Raw genomic sequence first — 21,818 nt, 5'->3', positions numbered from 1 at the left:
TGGCGGTCAGAGGTCGAACTTGATGCCCTGGGCCAGCGGCAGCGCGTCGGAGTAGTTGATGGTATTCGTCTGCCGGCGCATGTAGGCGCGCCAGGCATCGGAACCCGACTCGCGACCGCCGCCGGTTTCCTTCTCGCCACCAAACGCGCCGCCGATCTCGGCGCCGCTGGTGCCGATGTTGACGTTGGCGATGCCGCAATCCGAACCGGCTGCCGACAGGAATGCCTCAGCCGCCTTCAGGTTCTGGGTGAAGATCGACGACGACAGGCCCTGCGGCACGTCGTTCTGCAGCTCGATGGCTTCGTCGAGCTGGCCGTACTTCATCACGTACAGGATCGGCGCGAAGGTCTCGGTCTGCACGACGTCGGCGTCGTTGGTCAGGCCGGTGACGATCGTCGGCAGGACGAAGTTGCCCGGGCCGTCGATGGCGGCACCGCCGGTCTCGACCTTGCCGCCGCTGGCCTTGGCCTTGTCGACGGCATCCAGGTAGGCCTGCACCGCGTCACGGCTGTTGAGCGGGCCCATCAGGTTGTTCGGGTCGGTCGGGTCGCCGATCTTCTTCTCGACCTGCTTGTAGGCGGTGATCAGCTTGGCCAGCACGTCGTCGTAGATCGACTCCTGCACGAACAGGCGGCGCGTGGTGGTGCAGCGCTGGCCGGCGGTGCCGACGGCGCCGAAGGCGATGGCCGGAATGGCCAGCTTCAGGTCGGCGCTGGGGTCGACGATGATCGCGTTGTTGCCGCCCAGCTCGAGCAGCGAGCGGCCCATGCGGCGGGCGACGCGCTCACCGACGATGCGGCCGACCTTGGTCGAGCCGGTGAAGCTGATCAGGCCGATGCGCTTGTCGTCGACGAAGCTCGAAGCCAGCTCGGTGCCGGCATCGTTGAACAGGAAGAAGATGTCCGGGAAACCGCCGGCCTTGAGCGCGGCGTTGCAGATCTTCATCGAGGCGATCGCCGACAGCGGCGTCTTCGGCGACGGTTTCCACAGCGTGATGTTGCCGCAGATGGCCGCAATGAAACTGTTCCAGGCCCACACCGCGACCGGGAAGTTGAACGCCGAGATCACGCCGACGATGCCGATCGGGTGCCACTGCTCGTACATGCGGTGGCCCGGGCGCTCGGAGTGCATGGTCAGGCCGTAGAGCTGGCGCGACAGACCGACGGCGAAGTCGCCGATGTCGATCATCTCCTGCACTTCGCCGTCGCCCTCGGGCTTGGACTTGCCCATCTCCAGCGCGACCAGCGAACCCAGCGCGTCCTTGTGCTTGCGCAGCGCATCGGCGCACAGGCGCACGGCTTCGCCGCGGCGCGGGGCCGGGGTGGTGCGCCACACCTTGAAGGCCGCCTGGGCGCGTTCGACGATGGCGTCGTAGTCGGCCTGCGAGGAAGCCTGGACCCTGGCCAGAACCTCGCCGTTGGTCGGGTTGATCGACTCCAGAACGCCGGCGTCACGGGTCGGCGACCATTCGCCGCTGCCGAGGTAGGTGCCGGATTCGGTATCGGTCAGGCCGAGGGCGGTGAGGACGGGGTGGGTCATCGGACGTGCTCCTGGGGGACTGAAGGCGAGGCTGCGCTGCCTCGCCGCAATGGCGGCCCCGACACGATTCGAACGTGCGACCTGTCCCTTAGGAGGGGACCGCTCTATCCAACTGAGCTACGGGGCCAAGCTTTGGGATTCAAGGGGTTGGGAAACGCGAGCGCGGCATTTTCGCATGATTGCGCCAAATGCGGGTTGGTCGGGTTTACAGCACCGAGTGTTCGGCCTCGGCCTCGGACTCGGTCTGGCCCTTGGCCACCACGGCCGTGGCGGTCAGGTCGCCGGTGACGTTGCCCAGCGTGGCGAACACGTCCGGGATGGTGTCCAGGGCCAGCAGCAGGCCCAGCGGTTCGATCGGCAGGCCCATGGCCTGGGTCACCGGCATGTTGGTCGCCATGAAGCTGACCTGGCCGGGCAGGCCGACCGATCCCATGCTGATCACCACGGCCAGGGCCGCGCCGGCCGCCATCTGCGCCGCGCTCAGGTCGATGCCGTAGGCCCAGGCGACGAAGGACGCCACGCCGATGTACTGCATCGGGCTGGTGATGCGGAACAGCGACACCGCCATCGGCAGCACCAGCGAGGTCACGCTGAGCGGGTGGCCCAGGCGCACGCGCGAGCTTTCGATCATCGCCGGCAGCGAGGCCAGCGACGACTGCGTGCTGGCGGCCACTGCCTGCGCCGGCACGATAGCGGCGGCGAAGCGGCGAACGCGTTCGCCGCCGGCAATCACTGCGATCGGGTACATCAGGGCCGTCGCGCACAGGTACATCGCCGAGAGGATCGCGATGTACCAGCCGAACGCGCCGATCATGCCGTGGCCCACGCGCGCGCACACCGCCAGCACCAGCGCGAACACGCCCACCGGCGCCGCCCACAGCACCCAGCGCACGATCACCACCATCACGTCGGCGATGGATTGGACCAGTTCGAGCAGGCGCGCACGACGGCCGGCCTCGATCCGGGTCAGGGCGAAGCCGAAGAAAAGGGAGAACACCACCAGCGGCATCATCGCGCTCTGCGCGGCAGCCGCGATCGCGTTGCTGGGGATGACGCCGGCGAACCAGTCGGCCAGCGAATTGGGCAGGCTCAGCTGGGCGGTGCCGGCGGTGGCCGAGCGCAGCGATTCGGCCAGGCCTTCCTGGCGCGGCACCAGCGAGAATAGCAGCGGCGCCACGATCGCGGCGAACGCGGCGCAGACGCTGAGGATGATCACGAAGGTGATGATTGCCTTGCGCGCGGTGCGCCCGGACGCGGCGGCGTCGGTGGCGGTGTTGACGCCGATCACCACCAGCGCGGCCACCAGCGGCACCACGGTCATCTGCAGCGCATTGAGCCAGAGCCGGCCGACGGGCTGGACGAAGTCGGCGACGCGGGTCGCGGCGGTGACGTCCCACCAGGCCAGCAGCAGGCCGATGAGGGCGCCAAGAAAGAGTCCGAGCAGTACGCGGGCAGTGGTCGACACGGAAGGTCCTGATTGGGAATTGCGCTAGGAGATTCTATTTCGGGCAGCCCGACACCTCTCCCCGGTTCGCCCCCGTATCAAGTACGGGGCAGGCTCTGAGCGTAGCGCAGCGAAGTCGAAGGGTGTACGGGCCGATGGTGATACGGGTATGCCCAGCTGTCCTTCGACTTCGCTGCGCTTCCTTCGACTTCGCTGCGCTACGCTTCCTTCGACTTCGCTGCGCTACGCTTCCTTCGACTTCGCTGCGCTACGCTCAGGACGAACGGGGCGGGGGCTGGAGGGTTGCGCCGTCAAGGCAGATGCCAGTCCTTTTGAAGGCGCCTGTACTCGTCGGCCGGCAGCAGCACGAACACCGGCTTGCGCTTCGGGTCCAGCCACGCCAGCAGCTGTTGCATCACCGGCTCGGCCATCGCCGTGCAGCCGGCGGTGGTCTCGCCCGGCGCTTTCCACAGGTGGGCGAAGATGCAGCTGCCGGTGCCGCTGCGGTTGTCGGGGTTGTGCTCGATCACGAAGCCCAGCTTGTAGCGCTGGTCGCCGTTGGCATGCAGGTCGCGACGCATCGGCTCGGTCGAGCCGGCGACGGCATCCGCGCCGACCTGGCGCGCGTCGACGATTCGGTTGTAGAGCGGCGACGCGTTGACGTCGATGCAGTAATCGGAGGCCGTCATCGCCTGGTAGGGCCAGGCGGTGGCCCAGCTGTCGGCGTAGCCGAATGCGGTGCCGATGCGGAACACGCCTGCCGGTGCGCGGCCGTCGCCTTCGACCTTCTGCGGCTCGCCCGACTGGGGAGCGTGCAGGCCGACGCCCCAACCCGAACCGCTGCGGCCGACCGTGATGGGTGCGGCCTCTCCGAGCGCACGCCAGCCTGCGCCGGCGCGTTCGTAACGCTGCAGCGTGCCGGTGTTGGCATCCCAGCCAGCGGTCGTCACCACGACCATCTGCTGGGCGTCGTCCCAGGGCCGGGTCGACTGGGTGCCCTTCAGGCCAGCGCAGCCGGCAAGCACCACGGTGGCGAGGCAGAGCAGGGCACGTGCGGCACGTTGGCGCATCGGATGGGTCATCTCAGCTGTCCAGCAGGTCCTGCATGCGTTCGAAATTGAAATCGAGCTGGCTGCGGCGGTCTTCGCTGCCGTCGCACAGCAGGATGAAGATCAGGTCGAGCAGGTGCTGCAGCGCGCACTGGTACAGCAGCGGCTCGATATGCCGGCGCTCGTCGTGGGCGGATACCAGCAGCGCCGCATCGGCATGCGCGCGCAGCGGGTTGGGCGTGTGCCGGCTGACCGAGATCACCTTGCCGAAGCGCTCGCGGAACAGGCGGCTGATCTGGCACAGCGCCGGCTGCCTGCCGTGTTCGGAGAACACCAGCAGCACATCTCCCGGTGCAGCACTGGAGACGCCCGCCTGCATCAGGATCGCGTCGACATAGTGCACGGTGAGGATGCCCAGCATCGACAGGCGCGTGGCAAACGCGCGCGCCGGGATGCCGTCTTCGCCCAGGCCGATGATGAAGACCTTGCCGGCCTGCTGGATCGCCGCCGCGATTGCGTCGATGCGCTCGGGCGGGTTGATCAGCCGCGTCTCGGCTTCTGCCTGTGCCTTCAGGTACCACAGGTCTTCGGCCAGCGCGGCGTGCGGGTCGTCGCGACGCACTTCGCTGGTGACGTTGTCGTCGCCGCCGTCGCCGCGCGCCACCGCCTGGCCGATCGAGTACTTGAGGTCCGGATAGCCCTTGTAACCCAGCTTCTGGCTGAACTTGACCACGCTCGACTGGCTGATGCCGAGCGCGTTGGCCAGCTGCTGCGACGAGTAGTCGCGTAGCAGGTGGGCATTGTCGAGCAGGAAGTCGGCGATGCGGCGTTCGATGGCGGACATCTGGTCGCGTTCGGATCGGATCTTCAGCAAGGGCGACATGGTCAAGGACTCGTCCGGAATGAGATACCCGTTCGCCCTGAGCGTATGGCCGCAGGCCCGAAGTCGAAGGGGCCGGTGCGGTGACGCGTCTGGCGGTCCTTCGACTTCGCTGCGCTACGCTCAGGACGAACGGTGGTCATTGGATCATGCCTTTGCCTTTCAGGCCTCGATGGGCACCAGCCCGCGGATCTCGCGGATGCCCAGGCCCGGCGCATCGGTCACCGAGATCTCGGACTCGTTGAAGTTGACGCCGCCGTCGACCGGGTTGAACGCGCACAGCGACGGGCCGTCGAGGTCGACCTTGGTGATCGCGCTGGACTTGGCCACCGCCAGGTGCACCGCGGCGGCGACGCTGATGCTGCTCTCGAGCATGCAGCCGATCATGCATTCCACGCCGTAGAGCTCGGCGATGTCGGCGATGCGGATGGCGTTGGACAGACCGCCGGTCTTCATCAGCTTGATGTTGATGATGTCGGCCGCGCGCATGCGGATCAGGTCGACGACCTCGGTCGGACCGAACACGCTCTCATCAGCCATGATCGGCGTGTGCACGCGTTCGGTGACGTACTTCATGCCATCCAGGTCCTTGGCCTTGACCGGCTGCTCGACCAGCTCCAGGCGCACGCCTGCATCCTCGAGCATGCTGATCGCGTACACCGCCTGCTTGGCGCTCCAGCCTTGGTTGGCGTCCAGGCGCAGCAGGGCACGGCCCTCGACCGCGGCATAGATCGCCTTGACCCGCTCGATGTCGACGCCGATGTCCTTGCCGACCTTGATCTTCAGCGACTCGAAGCCGCGATCGACCGCGCTGATCGAGTCGGCCACCATCTTGTCGATGTAGTCGACGCTGATGGTGATGTCGGTGGTGATCACCGGGTCGCCGCCGCCGAGCATCTTGTACAGCGGCACGCCGTAGAGCTGGCCGAACAGGTCGTAGACCGCGATCTCGACCGCCGCCTTGGCGCTGGTGTTCTTCTCCAGCGCCGACTGGATGAGGGCCGTGATGTGGTTGAGGTTGGCCACTTCCTGGCCGATCACGCGCGGGGCGATGAACTTGCGGATGGCCTCGATGATCGAGCCGTGCGTGTCGCCTGTGATGACCGCGGTCGCCGGTGCCTCGCCGTAGCCGACGTGGCCGGTGTCGGTGTGCACCGAGACGACGATGTCCTCCACCGCCTCGACCGTGCGCAGAGCGGTCTTGAAGGGCGTTTTCAGCGGGACGCGGAGCATGCCGAAGCGGATGTCGGTGATTTTCATTGGTTCACGGATGCTGGATTGGGAGGGGAAGCAGCGCGCTTGCACTGCCTCTGCACTGCATTCGTCAGGGACGGATGCGCTGGATGTTGGTCATGCGGTCGACATAGGTCTGCTGGCCGTTGAACAGCAGCGGCGTCAGCGGCGACACCGTCACGCCGTTGGTCCGGGCGCGCACGGTCTTGCCGTCGGCGCCGGCGAAACTCAGGCCGGTGGTGTCGTGGATGACGTAGGGCTCGCCGTTGAGCTGGCCGATCACCATCATCACGTGGCCGGGGATGTAGACCAGGTCGCCGACCTGCAGCTCGCGGGCGATCTGCAGCCGCTTCTCGCGGGTGTCCTTGTCGCTCAGGGCGATGCGGTTGAGTGCCGGGCTGACGGCCTGGTCGCTGGTGTTGCGCGGCAGTTCCACGCCCATGCTGCGATAGACCTCGGACACGAAGCCGCTGCAGTCGCGGCCGTTGTAGCTGTGGCCCCAGCCATAGCGTTCGCCGAGGAACTTGAAGCCTTGTTGGATGATGTTGCGCCCGCTCAGTGGCAGGTAACGGTCCTGGCTGGGTTCGCGGCGCGGCAGCAGTGCCGGCGAGAAACGCAGGCTGCCGTCGTCGTTGCGCACCGGCAGTTCGACCACGTGCGAGGTGTAGCCGTCCTGGCCGTTGACCGGCTTGCCGACTGGCCAGTCCGACAGCACCGGCACGCGCACGCCCATGTCGAGCTGCAGCTCGGACACGCCGGGTTCTTCCTGGGTGTAGACGGTAGTGGCGCGGGCGCCGGTGACCACGCGATAGGGCGTCTTGCGGCCGTAACCGAGCACCTGCTCCTGGCTGCCGAGGGCAACGAATTGCTTCTCGATCCAGGCGGCGTAGCGCGGGCTCACCACGAATAACCATTTGCCGTCGCGGCTTTCGTGCGCGACCACCACCGGGTCGCCCGGGAACAGTGCGCTTTCCTGGAAGCGGTCGATGTCGTGGTCGTCGTCCGACGAGAACACGCGCAGCGAGGTCGGGAAGGTGCGCAGGGCGGCGCGATGCACGACCAGGCCATAACGCGTGTCCTGGCGTTCGGGGATCGCGCCGAGGTTGATCGCGTCGACCACGCCGTCAAGCGTTGCCGTCGCCACCGGCTTGCCGTGTTCGTCGAACAGCGGCTTCGACGGCCGCCGCGACAGCGCTTCGATCCAGCCGCTGACCTGCGCGCGGTCGAGCGTGCACTGCAGCGCCGCCAGGTCATGGATGCTCTTGTCGAGCTGGTGCAGGCGCGCGTTCTGCGCGGCGATCGCATCGCTGTCGAGGATGACGCGGTCCGGGTCGGCCAGCTGCCTGACCCAGAACGCCGGATCGAGCTGGGCATCGTCGATGCCGATCACGCCCGTGCTGGCGGGGATGGTCCAGGCGTTTTCGCGTGCCGCCAGCGGTTGCGATGCCGTGCCGGCGAGGCACATGGCAAGGCAGAGGACGAGGGCAGGGGTCAGTGGCAGGCGCATGGTTCGGATTCCGAAGGTTTCATCAGCGATCAGCTCGCGATGTTTGCAACTGGGGCGAGGCCGGACAGCAGCCCGGCCATCGCCAATCCAATGCCGGTGCCCAGCACCAGGCCGAGCATCGCCAGCAGCACCGCCACCGGCACGAGCGCGCGGGCATAGGTGGCGGCCAGTACCGGCGCGGTCGCCATGCCGCCAATCTGGGCAAGCGAGGAGATGCCGCACAGGTGCAGGTCGAAGCGGAACAGCTTCGCGGCCATCAGCAACAGCGCAACGTGCACGATCAGCACCGTGAAGCCGACGACGACGAACAACGGCGCGGTATCGAGGCCCTGGAAGTTGCTCTGCGATGCCAGCACCGCCACCAGGCAGGCCAGCATGGCACTGGCCAGCGGCGCCGGCACGGGTGAATGGGCGAGGCTCGTGCGTGCCAGCACCAGGCCGACGACGGTGGCAATCAACACCGTCCATGCCGTCGTGGTGAGGAAGCCGCCGACCGGCAGCAATGCTGCCCCCCACGCCGAGACGTTGCCCACCAGCAGCGCCAGGCCCAGCCACAGCAGCACGCTGCCGGGGCCGGCCTCGCCGGTGGTGCGCGGCTCCAGCTGCGGCAGCGGCGCACGCGCGTCGGCGCCGGTCCAGTGGTTGAACGCGGGTGCGAAGCGGTTGATCGAGAACAGCACGATCACCCACACCGAATAACAGACCGCATCGGCCAGCAGCACCGACGGCAACAGGTTGTCGGGGAGTCCGATCGACTGTTTCACCGCGACCAGGTTGGCCGAGCCGCCGGTCCAGGTCGCGCTCAGCGCCGCCAGCATCTTCCAGCCGTCGGCGGGCAGGGCGTTGCGGAAGATCAGGTAGGCAATGACTATCGCCGTCAGGATGCTGAGCATCGCGCAGGCGAACACTGCCAGCATGCGCGGCCCGAGTTTGACGATCGCGCGGAGGTCGCAGCCCACCATCAGCAGGAACAGCAGGGCGGGCAGCAACTGGCCGGTGAGCGACCGCTGCGCCGTAGAGATTTCCGGTGTCGCCTGCCACAGCCCGGCCACCGCAAGGGCGGTGACGAACAGATAAGTAAGGACAATCGGCGGCAGCACCGAGAACAGCCGCCAGCCATAGCGCTTCTCAAGGGACGGAAACAGGCCCGCCGATACCAGCAACACCGCGGCGTAAGGCCAGACCGTTTCAATCATCTTGATTTGTCCCCTCTGGGCCACCGGGCGGAAGGCGGCAGCCGACTGGGTCAGAATACATACTTCATTTCTGGCTTTAGTCAAGAATAAATTATTGACCGGGTACTCCAGTCATGTTACACAGTCGTGAAACGGCACCCCTTGGGTCGACTGCACGTGGACAGTCTTTCGCCTTCGCTCGAACGCAAGACCCCTCGGAAGCGCAAGCTGCGCGCGCTGGCTGTGTCAGTCCTGTGGGTTTCGCTGATGACTTCCGCAGCCCTGGCTGGACGGGCCGGCGACACCGTCGAAGAGGTGACGGCGAGCATCGATGCCGGCCACTTCAAGGAGGCCAACGCCGCGATCGACAGCGCGCTGGCCCAGCCCGACATGAGCGCGGAAGCGCGCCAGGCCCTGGAATTCCAGCGCGAGCGCATGCGGCGCATCCGCCTGGACTTTCCGATCACCGAGCCTGAGGCGAAGGCCAAGCTGCGCGAGCTGATCCCGGACATGACCGACGCGGAGTTCGCAGGCTGGAAGGCCTCGAACCAGCTTGAGCACATGGTCATCGACGGCGTTCCTTATTACTTCAGCCGCTCGGTCTCCAACCTGTTCCGGGTCAGTCCGGAGGCGACGGCCAGGCGCGCGACGCCAGCGACCCGCAACGACGGGCCGATGGAATCGGCCAACCCCTACCACGACGAAGCGCTGGCGCAGGCCCGGTCGACCGGCAAGAGCAGCGTTGCCCCGCGCCGTGTCCGCGTCACCCAGTCGATCATCGTCAATGCCGACGCGGTTCCGGCCGGCCAAGTCGTTCGTGCGTGGATTCCGTACCCGCGCGCGATCGCCGGGCAGCAGGAGAACATCCAGCTGGTCTCCAGCGCACCGGCCAAGCACGTCACCGCGCCGGAATCGACACTGCAGCGCACCGTCTACATGCAGCAGCCGGCGGTCAAGGCGACGCCGACGAAGTTCTCGGTGACCTATGAACTGACCATCTTCGGCCAGGTCCACCAGATCGATCCGGCCAAGGTCGTCGCCACCGGCAACAGCGCCGAACTGGCGCCGTACCTGGCCGAGCGCCCGCCGCACATCGTCTTCAGCGACGACATCCGCGCGTTCTCGAAGAAGGTGGTCGGCGACGAAAAGAACCCGTACCGGATCGCGCAGAAGCTCTATTCGGCGGTCGACGGCATTCCGTGGGGCGGCGCCCGCGAGTACTCCACGATCACCAACATCAGCCACTACGCGCTGCATTCCGACCACGCCGACTGCGGCCAGCAGACGCTGCTGCTGATGACGCTGCTGCGCCTCAACGGCATCCCGGCGCGCTGGCAGTCGGGCATGGTCTATTCGGACGGCAAGTACGACAACCTGCATGACTGGGGTTTCATGTACCTGGCGCCGTATGGCTGGGTGCCGATGGACGTCACCACCGGCCAGTTCAAGGGCGCCAGCGATCCGGGCGTCGAGTGGTTCTACCTCGGCGGGCTGGATGCCTACCGCATCGCATTCAACGACGACTACGGCACCGACCTGGTGCCGCGCAAGCAGCATTTCCGATCGGAAACCGTGGACTCACAACGCGGCGAAGTGGAGTGGCAAGGGGGAAACCTCTACTTCGACCAGTGGGACTACACCTTTGAGGCACACGTACTGCCGAGCGCCACTGCGGGCGGTTGAGCGCACGCGAGGCATCACTTTTCATCGCTGGAGGGGACATGAACAGTAAAGGGTTGCGTAGGACCGCGTTGTGTATAGCCATGGGCATGTGCCTGTCATCGGCGCTGTCGCTGCAAAGTGCGCATGCGGCCAACACGGACGGCTCGCTCGTGGGTCGCACCACGCCGAATGCCGAAGTCACGGTGCGCAATCCGGCCACCGGCTTCACCCGCACCGTGCGCGCGGACGAGCAGGGCAATTACCGTTTCCCGTTCCTGCCGGTCGGCCACTACACGCTGGAATCCAGCGTCGCCGGTGAGCCCGCAGGGCAGGCGGCCGAGGTCGACATCAGCCTGGGCAATGCCACCAACTACAACCTGGGAGCCGGCGCCACCAACCTGGCGACGGTCCAGGTCGTTGGCTCGCGCGTGATCTCGCCGGTCGACGTGACCTCGACCGAATCGGCCACCAACATCACCCGCCAGGAAGTGGCGCGCCTGCCGGTGCCGCGTGACATCACCGACGTGGCCACCCTGGCCCCGGGCGTGAATCGTGGTGAATTCGGCGGCATTTCGTTCGGCGGCTCGTCGGTGGCCGAGAACTCGGTCTACATCAACGGCCTGAACGTCACCGACTTCTACAACCGTGTCGGCTTCTCGTCGCTGCCGTTCTCGTTCCTGCAGGAATTCCAGATCAAGACCGGCGGTTACTCGGTCGAGTTTGGCCGCACCACCGGTGGCGTCATCAACGCCGTGACCCGTTCGGGCACCAACGAGTTCCACGCCGGCGCCGACATCGTCATCGACGGCATCGGCCAGTCCGACGGTGAGGACCATCCGGACCTCATCCGCAAGTACGACGACTCCGACCAGAACACGTATGCGGTCTGGGCGTCCGGTCCGATCATCAAGGACAAGCTGTTCTTCTTCGGCATCTACGAGAAGCGCGACCTCGATTCGCAGAACACCAACGACGGTGGCTCGACGCTGTTCATCGACCAGGGCAACAACGACTTCTGGGGCACCAAGTTCGACTGGCAGATCAGCGACAACCACCAGCTGGAGCTGCTTGCGTTCTCGGACAAGAACGACACCACCGAAGACAGCTATCCGTTCGACCACGTGACCGGACAGCGCGAGGCGCAGCAGAACCGCACGTTCAACAAGAGCGGCGGCGACAACTGGGCGCTGACCTACACCGGCTACCTGACCAACAACCTGTCGATGAAGGTGCTCTACGGCGAGAACGAGCGCACCGCCTCGGTCAACAGCCTCAATGACAGCAGCTGCAACCTGGTCCAGGACCGCCGCGTCAACGCCGACTTCATCGGTTGCACGGCCAACACCTCGGTGGTGGACCGCTCCGACGACCGCGAAGCGGCCCGCATCGACTTCGAGTGGAACCTGGGCGACCACAACGTGCGTTTCGGCGCCGACCACGAGAACAACACCTCCGAGTACAGCAGCGTCTACCCGGGTGACGGCCTGCGCTACGAGATCAGCAACATCCCCGGTGGCCGCCGCGTCAACGGCGTGCTGATCCCGCCGGGCCCGACCGCGTACGTCCGCACCCGCCAGGTTGCCAACCAGGGCACGTTCGAGACCGAGAACGAAGCCTACTACCTGGAAGACAACTGGCAGATCACCGACAACCTGATGTTGAACCTCGGCGTGCGCTGGGAGAAGTTCGACAACAAGGACGCGCAGGGCCAGAGCTACATCAAGATGGACGACATGATCGCGCCGCGCTTCGGCTTTGCGTGGGACTTCGTCGGCGACGGTCGCTCCAAGCTGTTCGGCAACGCCGGTCGTTACTTCCTGCCGGTGGCCAACGTCATCAACATCAAGCAGGCCGGTCCGTTCCTGGATGCACGCCGCTTCTATCTGTTCAACGGCTTCACCACGCTCACCAACCCGACCACGGGCGAACAGGTTCCGCAGCCGATCCTCGGTGCCGAGATCGGCACGGTGGACGACTCGCAGGGCAATGGCCAGGTTGGCGATTTCCGTGGCGAGGTCGATGCCGACATGGATCCGGTCTACCAGGACGAGTACATCCTGGGCTACCAGTCGATGCTGAACGAGACCTGGTCCTGGGGCGTGCGCGGCATCTACCGCAAGCTGCATGACGCCATCGACGACATGGAGATCACCTGGAACGGCTTCTGCGAGATGGACAGCTTCGTCATGGCCAATCCCGGCAAGGACGTGACCATCTGGGCCGATACCGACTGCGACGACGAGGCCGACGCGTTCACGACGATCGACACCTCCCGCACCGGCTGGCTGCTGGGCGAAGACGAGAACGGCAACCCGATCACGATCGGCTGGGACAAGGCCAAGCGCACCTACCGTGCCCTGGAATTCGTGCTCGATCGCGCGTGGGATGACAAGTGGGCGTTCAACGCGTCGTACACGCTGTCCTACAGCAAGGGCAACGCCGAAGGCCCGGTCAACTCCGACACGGACTTCGCCGACAGCGGCCGCACCGAAGCGTTCGACAACCCGTTCGTGGCCCAGGGCGGCTACGGCTACCTGCCCAACGACCATCGCCATCAGTTCAAGTTCCGCGGTGCATATGCCTTCACGGACAACTGGTCGGTGGGCGCGACGCTCGATGTCCAGTCCGGACGCCCGATCAGCGAGTTCGGCGCAGGCAATCCATACGACACCACGGAGTTCCTGAGCCACTACATCTGCGAAGCCAACTGCGACGCGGACGATCCGGCCGATCGCGTGTTCCGCCTGTCCAGGCGCGGTGCCTACGACCGCCTGCCGTGGGTGTACTCGCTGGGCGCGAGCATCGCCTACAGCAAGTCCTTCGGCGAGCACAAGCTCAACGCCAAGCTTGCCCTGTACAACCTCACGAACCAGCAGCGCGTGCTTGAGCGTGATGAAACCCGCGAGGAAGAGAACGGCATCGGCAGCGTCGGCGAGACCTGGTTGAACGGCACCCAGTACCAGTCTCCGCGCTACGCGCAGTTCATCCTGTCGTACGAGTTCTGAGCAATGCACGGGCGGCCCGCTCCAGGGCCGCCCGTTTTCCGGCCTGACCGCGTACCGAACGGCGCGCGGTCGATGACGCCGCCAGTTGACCGGGCAATGACCCATACGATGCACATTTTCGACGGCGTGGACCTGCACGCCCTGGCAGCGCGGCTGCCTACTCCTTTCTATGCCTACTCCGCGACCGCGATCCGGCAACGCATTGCCGGCCTGCAGTCGGCGTTCCAGGGCCTGGATCACCGCATCTGTTATGCCGTGAAGGCCAATTCCAACGTCGCCATCCTGCAACTGATGGCGCACCACGGTGTGGGTGCCGACATCGTTTCGCTCGGCGAGCTCAATCGCGCGCTGCTGGCGGGCATTCCGGCCGAGCACATCGTTTTCTCCGGCGTCGGCAAGACCACCGAGGAGATCGCCTCGGCACTGGCCGTGGGCGTGTGGCGATTCAACGTCGAGTCGCTGGACGAGCTGCAGCTGTTGCAGGAAGTGGCGCAGCGCCATGGCGTCTGCGCACGCGCTGCAGCGCGCATCAATCCCGACGTGGACGCGCGTACCCACGCAAAGATCTCCACCGGCAAGTCCGAGAACAAGTTCGGTGTCTCCATCGACGAAGCCCGTCGCTGGTTCGCCAACGCCGGCTCGATGAGCAACGTGCTGCTCGACGGCCTGCATGCCCACATCGGTTCGCAGATCCTAGACCTCGAGCCGTTCCGCGAAGCGCTGACCCGTGTGGAAGCCTTCCGCCGCGAGCTGGTCGATGCGGGACATCCGGTGTCCAGCGTCGACATCGGCGGCGGCCTGGGCGTGTGCTACCGCAAGGGCGTCGACCATCCGATTCCGGCCACCGAGTACGCGGCGCTGGTGCGGGAGGTGTTCGCCGAGTTCCAGGGCACGCTGGTGCTGGAGCCCGGCCGCTACCTGGTCGCCGAGGCCGGCGTGCTGCTGACGCGGGTGATCCGGGTCAAGCCGGGCAGCGACCGCAGCTTCCTGGTAGTCGATGCGGCGATGAACGACCTGTTGCGTCCCTCGCTCTACGAGGCCTGGCACGACATCGTGCCGCTGCACCTGGACGAACGCGAGGCCGCGAGCTACGACGTCGTCGGCCCGGTCTGCGAGACCGGCGACACCTTCGCCCGCGGCCGCGCCATGGCACGCTGTCAGGCGGGTGATCTGTTGTCGATCGGCGGCGCGGGCGCGTACGGTATGTCGATGGCGTCGACCTACAACTCGCGCCCGCTGATCGCCGAAGTACTGCTCGACGACGGCCGCCATGCCGTGATCCGCCGCCGCCAGACCATGGCCGAGATGATGGCCGGCGAACAACTGCCACAGGTGTGGAATGAAGCCTGACGTGATGGTGATGCGGTGCGGCCTGCTCGCGCTGCTGCTTGCGGTGGTGCCTACCGTACGTGCCGACGAGGGCCGCGCCACCAGGGCCGAGGTTGATGCCGTGTTCGACCAGGTCGTCGCCCGTTACCGGCTGCCTGGCCTGGCGTTGGGCATCGTCGAAGACGGCAAGGTCGTCTATGCACGCACGGCCGGCGAACTGGTCGAAGGCGAAGGCCGCAGGATCGACTCGGCCACGCTGTTCAAGATCGCCTCCAACACCAAGTCGATGACCACCGCGACGCTGGCGCGCCTGGTCGATGCCGGCAAGCTGCACTGGGACGACCCGGTGGTGCGCTGGCTGCCGGACTTCCGCATGTACGACCCCTGGGTCGGCCGCGAGATGCAGGTGCGCGACCTGCTGATCCACAACAGCGGCCTGCGCGCGGGTGCCGGCGACCTGATGCTGTGGCCGGAACCCAACACCTTCACCCGCGCCGACATCATCCACGGCCTTGGCTATCTGAAGCCGCAGCGCAGCTTCCGCGCCGGCTACGACTACGACAATCTCCTCTACATCGTCGCCGGCGAAGTCGCCGCAGCGGCCGGTGGCGCACCGTACGAGCAACTCGTGCGCCGCGAGGTGTTCGAACCGCTGGGCATGCGCCGTTGCCAGGTCGGCCAGTGGCGTCGCGACGAGATCGGCAACGTCGCCCAGCCGCACATGCGCCAGGGCGATCGCAACATCCCGGTGCGCAGCGACGGCGACGTGATCGCCGCCACGACCATGGACCCGGCCGGCGGCATCCGCTGCAGCCTCGACGACATGCTGGCCTGGGTGGGCAACTGGCTGAAGCCGGTGGGCGAGGGCAAAGGCGAGAAGCCCTGGCTGTCGCGCGAGCAGCGCGAAGCGCTGTGGGCGCCGCAGATGCCGATGCCGCTTTCGCGCCGCATGCGCGAGTGGGACAACAGCCATTTCTCCGCCTACGGCTACGGCTGGCGCCTGGCCGACGTCGACGGCACCTTCAAGGTCTCGCACACCGGCACGCTGATGGGCATGTACTCGATGGTGACGCTGCTGCCCGACAAGCGCACCGGCTTCGTCATCCTCATCAACGGCGAGGGCGAGCAGGCGCGCACCGTACTGGGCCAGGTGCTGGTCAAGCGCTACACACGCCCTGATCCATCCCTGACCGTGGCGCATTACGCCGATCTGCTCGCGCAGGAGGACGCCAAGCGCCCGGCCACGGAAAAGGCACCGGACACTTCGAAGCGCAAGGCGGTCAAGCCAGGCGAGCTGGAATCGCGCCTGGGCGTCTACCGCGACCCGTGGTTTGGCGAAGTGTCGCTGTGCCGCGACGGCGACGCCGCACGCCTGCGTGCGAGCAAGTCGCCCATGCTGACCGGCATCGTCCAGCGCGTGGGCAAGCGGATGCTGGTGAACTGGGACGACGACAGCGTCGATGCGGAGGCATGGCTGGATTTCCCGCAAGGCACGCAGATGCGTATGTCCAAGGTCGATCCCGACGCTGACTTCAGCTACGACTTCGAGGACCTGGCCTTCGAGCGGGTTCGCGGGTGCGATTGAGGCCGTCCGTCGTGGGCAAGGCAGGGATGCTCGTGGCCGCGCTGGCGGTCAGCGCCTGCGCGCCGTCCGCGACGATGCGGATATCCGCCGCCAGTACACCGGAAGAGGCAGGAATGGTAGACGTCCGCACGCTGGTGCCCGACATCGACCTGGACCTGCGTTACGCCGGCAGCAACAACTTCGTCGGCGCCAAGGTCGACGGTTACGAAGCGGCGCGCTGCTACCTGCTGACCGATGCGGCCAAGGCGCTGCAGCAGGCCGAACTGGCGCTGCGCCAGCAGGGCATGCGCCTGCGCCTGTTCGATTGCTATCGACCGGCACGCGCGGTGCGTCACTTCGTCGCCTGGGCTGGCGACCTGGACGACCAGCGCACGAAGGCGGAGTACTACCCGCGGCTCGACAAGCGGCAGCTGCTGGGCGACTACATCTCGCCGACCTCCGGCCACAGCCGCGGTGCGACCGTGGACCTGACCGTACTGCAGTGTGCGGCCGACGGTAACGGCTGCGTACCGTTGGACATGGGCACGCCATTCGATTTCTTCGACACCCGCGCCAACACTGACTCGGCGCTGGTCGATGCCCGCCAGCGCGAGAACCGGCAGCGCCTGCGATCAGCGATGGAACGCGCGGGCTTTCGCAACTACCCGATGGAGTGGTGGCACTTCACCTTGAACCCCGAGCCGGCGCCGACGGTCTTCTTCGACGTGCCGATCCGCTAGTCTTTCAGCGCAAGCCCGGCGATCTGCTTGGCCAGCGCATAGGGCTCCGGATCGTCGCGGTTGGTCAGCACGATCACCGTCACGTGCTGCTTTGGATAGCGCACGATCACGTTGCGGAAGCCGATCGTCTCGCCGGAATGCCACAGCGTCTCGCCGGTGATGCGCCAGCCGTAGCCGTACTGCACATCGGGATCGTCGGTCTTCGTGGCCGGGGTGAAGGCGGCCTGCAAGGACTCATTGCGCAGCAGGCGCTCGTCGTAGAGCGCCGCATCCCAGCGGGCGAGGTCGTCGATGGAAGAGTAGATGCCGCCGTCGCCGAGCACCGCGCTGGTGGTGCTCTGGTCGGTGCGCTGCCAGCGGCCCTGTTCGAAACTGTAGCCGTAGGCGCGATGGGCGACTTCCGATACGCCGGCTTCGTAGGCGACCGTGCCGTCCATGCCCAGCGGCTGGAAGATGCGGTCGTGCAGGAACCGGGCGTAGCGCTGGCCCGATGCACGCTCCACGATCAGCGACAGCAGCGCGTAGCCGCTGTTGCTGTAACGGTAATCGCTGCCGGGGGTGAAGTAGGTGCGGTCCTGCGTTTCCAGCAGGTGCAGCACGTCCGCGTCGTGCACCTGTACCTGGCTGGCCGGGTCCATCACGTCTTCGTAGTCGACCAGACCGGAGGTGTGCGTGAGCAGGTGGCGGATGGTCACCGCAGCGGCAGCGTCGGGCAGGGTCGGGAGCCAGCGCCGCACCGGATCGTCCAGTCGCAGGCGGCCGTCCTGCGCGAGCAGGAGGATCGACGCGGCGGTGAACTGCTTGCTCACCGAGGCCAGGCGGTAGTTGGTCACCGGGCTCGCCGCGGTGGCGGACGCGAGGTCGGCCAGGCCGTAGCTGCGGCGCACCACCGGTTTGCCGTCACGCAGGACCAGCACCGAGGCGCCGGGCACCTGCCCGTCGTAGTCGCGCATCAGGGCGTCGACGCCTTCCTGCAGGGTCGCGTGCGGCTTCATCGTGTGCTCCCAGGACGCACAGCCAGTGATCGCACAGCCGGCGAGCAGGAGGAAAGTTCCAGACAGCCAAGCCAGTATGCGCATCGGCTGATCGTAGCGGCACGGCAGGAAAAAATGAACGGTCGTCGTTCCTGCCGCGATCGCGGTGCCGGGTCGAACTTGCAGCGCGGTGGCGCTGCCACCACAATCCCCTCCGTCTGAGTTCGAGGCGATGCTCATGGATGAGCGCATGGATGACACACACGATGGAACCGTGGACCAACCCGCGCGACCGCCGCCCGGCGATGCGCTGGAAACCCTGTTGCGTGCCGCGCGCAGCGGCGAAGCCGGCGCCCTGGGCCGCGCCTATGCGGCGATCTACGAAGAGCTGCGACGGCACGCACGGCGGCACCTTGGCAGCCGCAACAACACGCTGACGCCGACGGTCCTCGTCAACGAGGTCTACCTCAAGCTCAGCAACGCCGACATCGACCCGCGCGACCGCAACCATCTGTTCGCGCTGTCGGCACGGGCGATGCGCCAGATCATCATCGACCACGCCCGCCGGGCCGGCACCGACAAGCGCGGCGCGCAGATGGCGCAGGTCACCCTGACCGAGAACCTCGTCGATCCGAACCAGGAAGCGGCCGGCGTGCTCGCCCTCGACGCGGCGCTGCGGATGCTGGGGGACGTCGACCCGCGCCTGGCGCAGGTGGTCGAGTGGCGCTACTTCGGCGGCTACAGCGAAGCGCAGATCGCCGAAAGCCTGGGCGTCACCGTGCGCACCGTGCAGCGCGACTGGCGCAAGGCGCGGGCGTTCCTCGGCGCAGCGCTGTCGTCCGGTGACGGACGCTGACGAAGCACCGGCATGGACCGCGCATCCGAACTGGAACGACAGCGGCGTGCGCTCACCATCCTGGATGCGGCCATGGACCTGCCGCCGACCGCGCGTGCGGCGTACCTCGACAGGGCGTGCGCAGGTGACGGGCGCCTGCGCGAACGGGTAGAGAGCCTGCTCGACAACGACCACGAACCCGCCGGCGGCTGCGCCATCCTCGATCGCGACGCCGGCGCGCTGCTACGTGCGCTGCTGCGGTCCGAAGGCCTGGAGGATGTCACTCCGGAGCTGATCGACAAGCGCATCGGCGCCTGGCGGATCCGTTCGGTCATCGGCCGCGGCGGCATGGGCGTGGTGTACCACGCGACCCGCGCCGATGGCGCGTTCGAGCAGGACGCCGCGCTGAAACTGATCCGTTTCGGCCTCGACACGCCCACCGCGCGCGAGCGCTTCCTTCGCGAACGGCAGATCCTCGCGCAACTGCGTCACTCCGGCATCGCGGTGGTCCTCGATGGCGGCATGAGTGCATGTGGCGCACCTTATTACGTGATGGAGCTGGTCAACGGCCAGCCGATGACCGCCTGGTGCGACGCGCGCCGGCTGGGCCTGCGCCGGCGCGTGGAGCTGTTCTGCCAGGCGGTCGATGCCATCAGCCATGCGCACGGGCAGCGCGTGGTGCACCGCGATCTCAAGCCATCGAACCTGATGGTGACCGACGAGGGCCGGGTCAAGCTGCTCGACTTCGGTATCGCCGAATGGCTCGACGGTGCCAGCGTCCACGCGCAGTCGCCGCAGTCGGAGGTGATGACGCCCCAGTTCGCCGCCCCCGAGCAGATCGAACGCAACGAAGTCACGACCGCATCCGACATCTACCAGCTCGGCTTGCTGCTTTACCAGCTGCTGAGCGGCGCACTGCCGTACCGGTTGATGGCAGCGGATGTGCCGGGCGCATCGATGCGCGAGCGATTGGACAACATGGTTTCGCTCGCGCAGGCAGGCGCCACGGCCTCGCTCGAGTCGGCCAGCCAGCGTGGCCACGACCCGCAGTCGCTGGGCGAGGCGCTGTCCGGCGACCTCGACGCCATCGTCGCTTCGTGCCTGGTCTACCAGCCCGAGCGGCGCTACGGATCGGCTGCGGCGCTTGCCGACGACCTGCGCAACTGGTTGTCCGGTGGCGTGGTCAGCGTGCGACGGGATACGCCGTGGTACCGCGCCGGCAAGTTCGTCTCGCGCAACCGGGTCGGCGTGGCCATGCTGTTCGCACTCGCCGTGGCGATGCTGGTGGGCACGGCATCGACACTCTGGCAGGCGCGACAGGCGGCAATCGAGGCCAGGCGTGCCCATCGCGAGGCCATCACCGCGGAGGCGGCAACGGTATTCCTCGAACGCCTGTTCACCTCGGCGATGCCGCTGGGCGGCAATGACAGTGGCACGACGGCGAGGGAACTGCTGGAACGCGGAGCGCAGCGCGCCCGCATCGTCTTCCGCAACGACCCGGAGCTGCGCTTCCGGTTGCTGACCACCATTGGCCAGAACTACGCCACGATGGGCGAGGACGGCACCGCGGTCGAGCTGTTCCGCGAAGCGCTGTCGGTCGAGTCGACGGAGATCGGCCCGGTGGCGCGCGGCACGTCTGCCTACCAGCTGGCGACGTCGTCTTTCCTGCTGGGCCGCTTCGATGAGGCGCTGATCGCCCAGGCGCTGGAATGGATCGGCCATGACCGCACGCCGCGGGCCCAGGCATTGCGATCGAACCTGTTGCGGTTGCGCGGCGACATCCAGATCGTCACCGCCCACTACCACCAGGGCATGCGCAGCCACGAAGACGCCAGGGCGCTTGCCGAACGCGTCGCTGCCAGCGACCCGCTGCCGCTGCTGGACGTGCTGGTACGCCAGGCTTTCGTGCAGTGGAAGGTCCTCAACCTTCCGGACAGGGCGGAGGAAATATTCCAGCGCAGCGAAGCCGTTGCCGCCCGGGTCGACCCGCGCGAGGCCGACCTGCGCCGCCGCTTCCGCATCGAGTTCCTGATCGAGACCGGCGAACTGGAGCTGGCTGGCCATCTCATCGACGGTGCGCTCGCATTCCGCAGCGAGGTCTATGGCGAGCACAGCATGGGCGTGGTGCAGCCATTGATCCACCGCGGGCTGCTGAAGCTGGAACTGGGCCAGCACGGCGCTGCCGAGCGTGATTTCTTCGAGGCGTTGCGGATAGCGGCGGCGTTCGACCAGTCCAGCAGCAACCTTGCCGTGGCCGCGCAGGTCGGGCTGACGCGGTCGCAGTGCGCCTACGGGCGCTATCAGCAGTGCCTGGACGGAGCCATCCGCGCGCGCCTGGCCGTGGTGGCGATCATGGGCGAGCGGGGCTACGCCGTGCCAGCGATGGACGCGCTGATCGCCGAAGCCGCCGAAGGCCTCGGCCGCCATTTCGAGGCAGCGGAGTTCGCACGCCGGGCCATTGCGGTGCTCACCAGCGTGCACCTGCCCGCGGGCTATCCGCGGCAGACGCTTGGCATCGCCCTGTATCGATCCGGCAAGGTCGACGAAGGCGTCGCGGCCCTGCGCACTGCCCGCGACGAGCTGACCCGCTCGCGCGGTGCGTTGCATGCGATGACGTTGGCCACGGGCGTGCATCTTGGTCGCGCCATCCTCGCGCAGGGGCGCATCGGCCCGGCACGGACGACCCTGCTGGCCGTCGCCAGGCAACTGCGCTCGGCTTCGTCCCACGCCCGCCGAAAGAGCTTGTCGGACGCCTACCTCGCGCTGGCCGAGGTCGAAGAGCGGGCAGGCAACGTCCTGTTGGCCAGCGAGTACGCGCGCAAGGCGTCGCGCGTTGCCGACTGACGAGGGCTGACCGCTTCGCGACGTCGTGTCGCGTTTGC

General features: G+C 67.0%; 15 protein-coding genes and 1 tRNA gene. 7 read left to right on the top strand and 9 right to left on the bottom strand.

Translation table 11 applies throughout. The features are described 5' to 3' along the window. Positions 1-6: 6 nt before the first annotated feature. The 8 genes from ACFOPO_RS12880 to ACFOPO_RS12845 all read right to left on the bottom strand — a co-directional run bounded on the left by ACFOPO_RS12880 (position 7) and on the right by ACFOPO_RS12845 (position 8,848). Positions 7-1,539 (bottom strand): aldehyde dehydrogenase family protein, encoded by a 1,533-nt coding sequence (locus ACFOPO_RS12880; RefSeq protein ID WP_386703608.1) that lies wholly within the window; start codon positions 1,537-1,539, stop codon positions 7-9. Between the two features lie 50 nt (positions 1,540-1,589). Then, positions 1,590-1,666: transfer RNA gene (locus ACFOPO_RS12875), tRNA-Arg, on the bottom strand. Positions 1,667-1,744: 78 nt separating this feature from the next. Then, entirely contained in the window at positions 1,745-3,004 is a 1,260-nt protein-coding gene (locus tag ACFOPO_RS12870) for a dicarboxylate/amino acid:cation symporter (RefSeq protein ID WP_386703607.1), read from the bottom strand. A 290-nt stretch (positions 3,005-3,294) separates the two neighbouring features. Next, positions 3,295-4,065 (bottom strand): L,D-transpeptidase, encoded by a 771-nt coding sequence (locus ACFOPO_RS12865; protein WP_386703606.1) that lies wholly within the window; start codon positions 4,063-4,065, stop codon positions 3,295-3,297. A 1-nt stretch (position 4,066) separates the two neighbouring features. Beyond that, positions 4,067-4,915, bottom strand: coding sequence for a MurR/RpiR family transcriptional regulator (locus ACFOPO_RS12860; RefSeq protein ID WP_386703605.1), 849 nt, complete (start codon positions 4,913-4,915; stop codon positions 4,067-4,069). Between the two features lie 159 nt (positions 4,916-5,074). Continuing rightward, the gene (locus ACFOPO_RS12855; RefSeq protein WP_386703604.1) at positions 5,075-6,172 is read right to left on the bottom strand and encodes a dipeptide epimerase; all 1,098 of its coding nucleotides are present in this window, start codon (positions 6,170-6,172) and stop codon (positions 5,075-5,077) included. A gap of 64 nt (positions 6,173-6,236) precedes the next feature. Continuing rightward, positions 6,237-7,652, bottom strand: coding sequence for an SH3 domain-containing protein (locus ACFOPO_RS12850; protein WP_386703603.1), 1,416 nt, complete (start codon positions 7,650-7,652; stop codon positions 6,237-6,239). A gap of 29 nt (positions 7,653-7,681) precedes the next feature. After that, positions 7,682-8,848 (bottom strand): DUF819 domain-containing protein, encoded by a 1,167-nt coding sequence (locus tag ACFOPO_RS12845; protein ID WP_386703602.1) that lies wholly within the window; start codon positions 8,846-8,848, stop codon positions 7,682-7,684. Between the two features lie 246 nt (positions 8,849-9,094). Between ACFOPO_RS12845 and ACFOPO_RS12840 the strand changes: the two genes are divergently transcribed. The 5 genes from ACFOPO_RS12840 (at position 9,095) to ACFOPO_RS12820 (ending at position 17,127) form a co-directional block, all read left to right on the top strand. Then, positions 9,095-10,510 (top strand): transglutaminase-like domain-containing protein, encoded by a 1,416-nt coding sequence (locus tag ACFOPO_RS12840; RefSeq protein ID WP_386703601.1) that lies wholly within the window; start codon positions 9,095-9,097, stop codon positions 10,508-10,510. A gap of 38 nt (positions 10,511-10,548) precedes the next feature. Beyond that, positions 10,549-13,494 (top strand): TonB-dependent receptor domain-containing protein, encoded by a 2,946-nt coding sequence (locus tag ACFOPO_RS12835; protein WP_386703600.1) that lies wholly within the window; start codon positions 10,549-10,551, stop codon positions 13,492-13,494. A gap of 96 nt (positions 13,495-13,590) precedes the next feature. Then, positions 13,591-14,844 carry a diaminopimelate decarboxylase gene (gene lysA, locus ACFOPO_RS12830; RefSeq protein WP_386703599.1) on the top strand — a complete coding sequence of 418 codons (1,254 nt, stop codon included), beginning with the start codon at positions 13,591-13,593 and terminating at the stop codon, positions 14,842-14,844. Next, entirely contained in the window at positions 14,834-16,408 is a 1,575-nt protein-coding gene (locus ACFOPO_RS12825) for a serine hydrolase (RefSeq protein ID WP_386703598.1), read from the top strand. Before lysA ends, ACFOPO_RS12825 begins: the two co-directional genes overlap by 11 nt. Before the next feature lie 26 nt (positions 16,409-16,434). Continuing rightward, complete coding sequence (locus ACFOPO_RS12820) at positions 16,435-17,127, top strand: M15 family metallopeptidase (protein WP_386703877.1); 693 nt, start codon at positions 16,435-16,437, stop codon at positions 17,125-17,127. Here ACFOPO_RS12820 and ACFOPO_RS12815 read toward each other — a convergent pair. Then, positions 17,124-18,122, bottom strand: coding sequence for a serine hydrolase domain-containing protein (locus tag ACFOPO_RS12815; RefSeq protein WP_386703597.1), 999 nt, complete (start codon positions 18,120-18,122; stop codon positions 17,124-17,126). The genes ACFOPO_RS12820 and ACFOPO_RS12815 overlap by 4 nt on opposite strands. 229 nt (positions 18,123-18,351) lie before the next feature. On the opposite strand from ACFOPO_RS12815, the gene ACFOPO_RS12810 reads away from it, so the two are divergent. After that, entirely contained in the window at positions 18,352-18,957 is a 606-nt protein-coding gene (locus tag ACFOPO_RS12810) for an ECF-type sigma factor (protein ID WP_386703596.1), read from the top strand. A gap of 12 nt (positions 18,958-18,969) precedes the next feature. Further along, positions 18,970-21,780 (top strand): protein kinase, encoded by a 2,811-nt coding sequence (locus ACFOPO_RS12805; RefSeq protein ID WP_386703595.1) that lies wholly within the window; start codon positions 18,970-18,972, stop codon positions 21,778-21,780. Positions 21,781-21,818 lie beyond the last annotated feature (38 nt).

The sequence above is a fragment of the Lysobacter sp. GCM10012299 genome (genome assembly GCF_042649405.1).
Lineage (GTDB): Bacteria > Pseudomonadota > Gammaproteobacteria > Xanthomonadales > Xanthomonadaceae > Lysobacter_J.
This window is presented reverse-complemented; position numbering and strand designations above follow the sequence as displayed.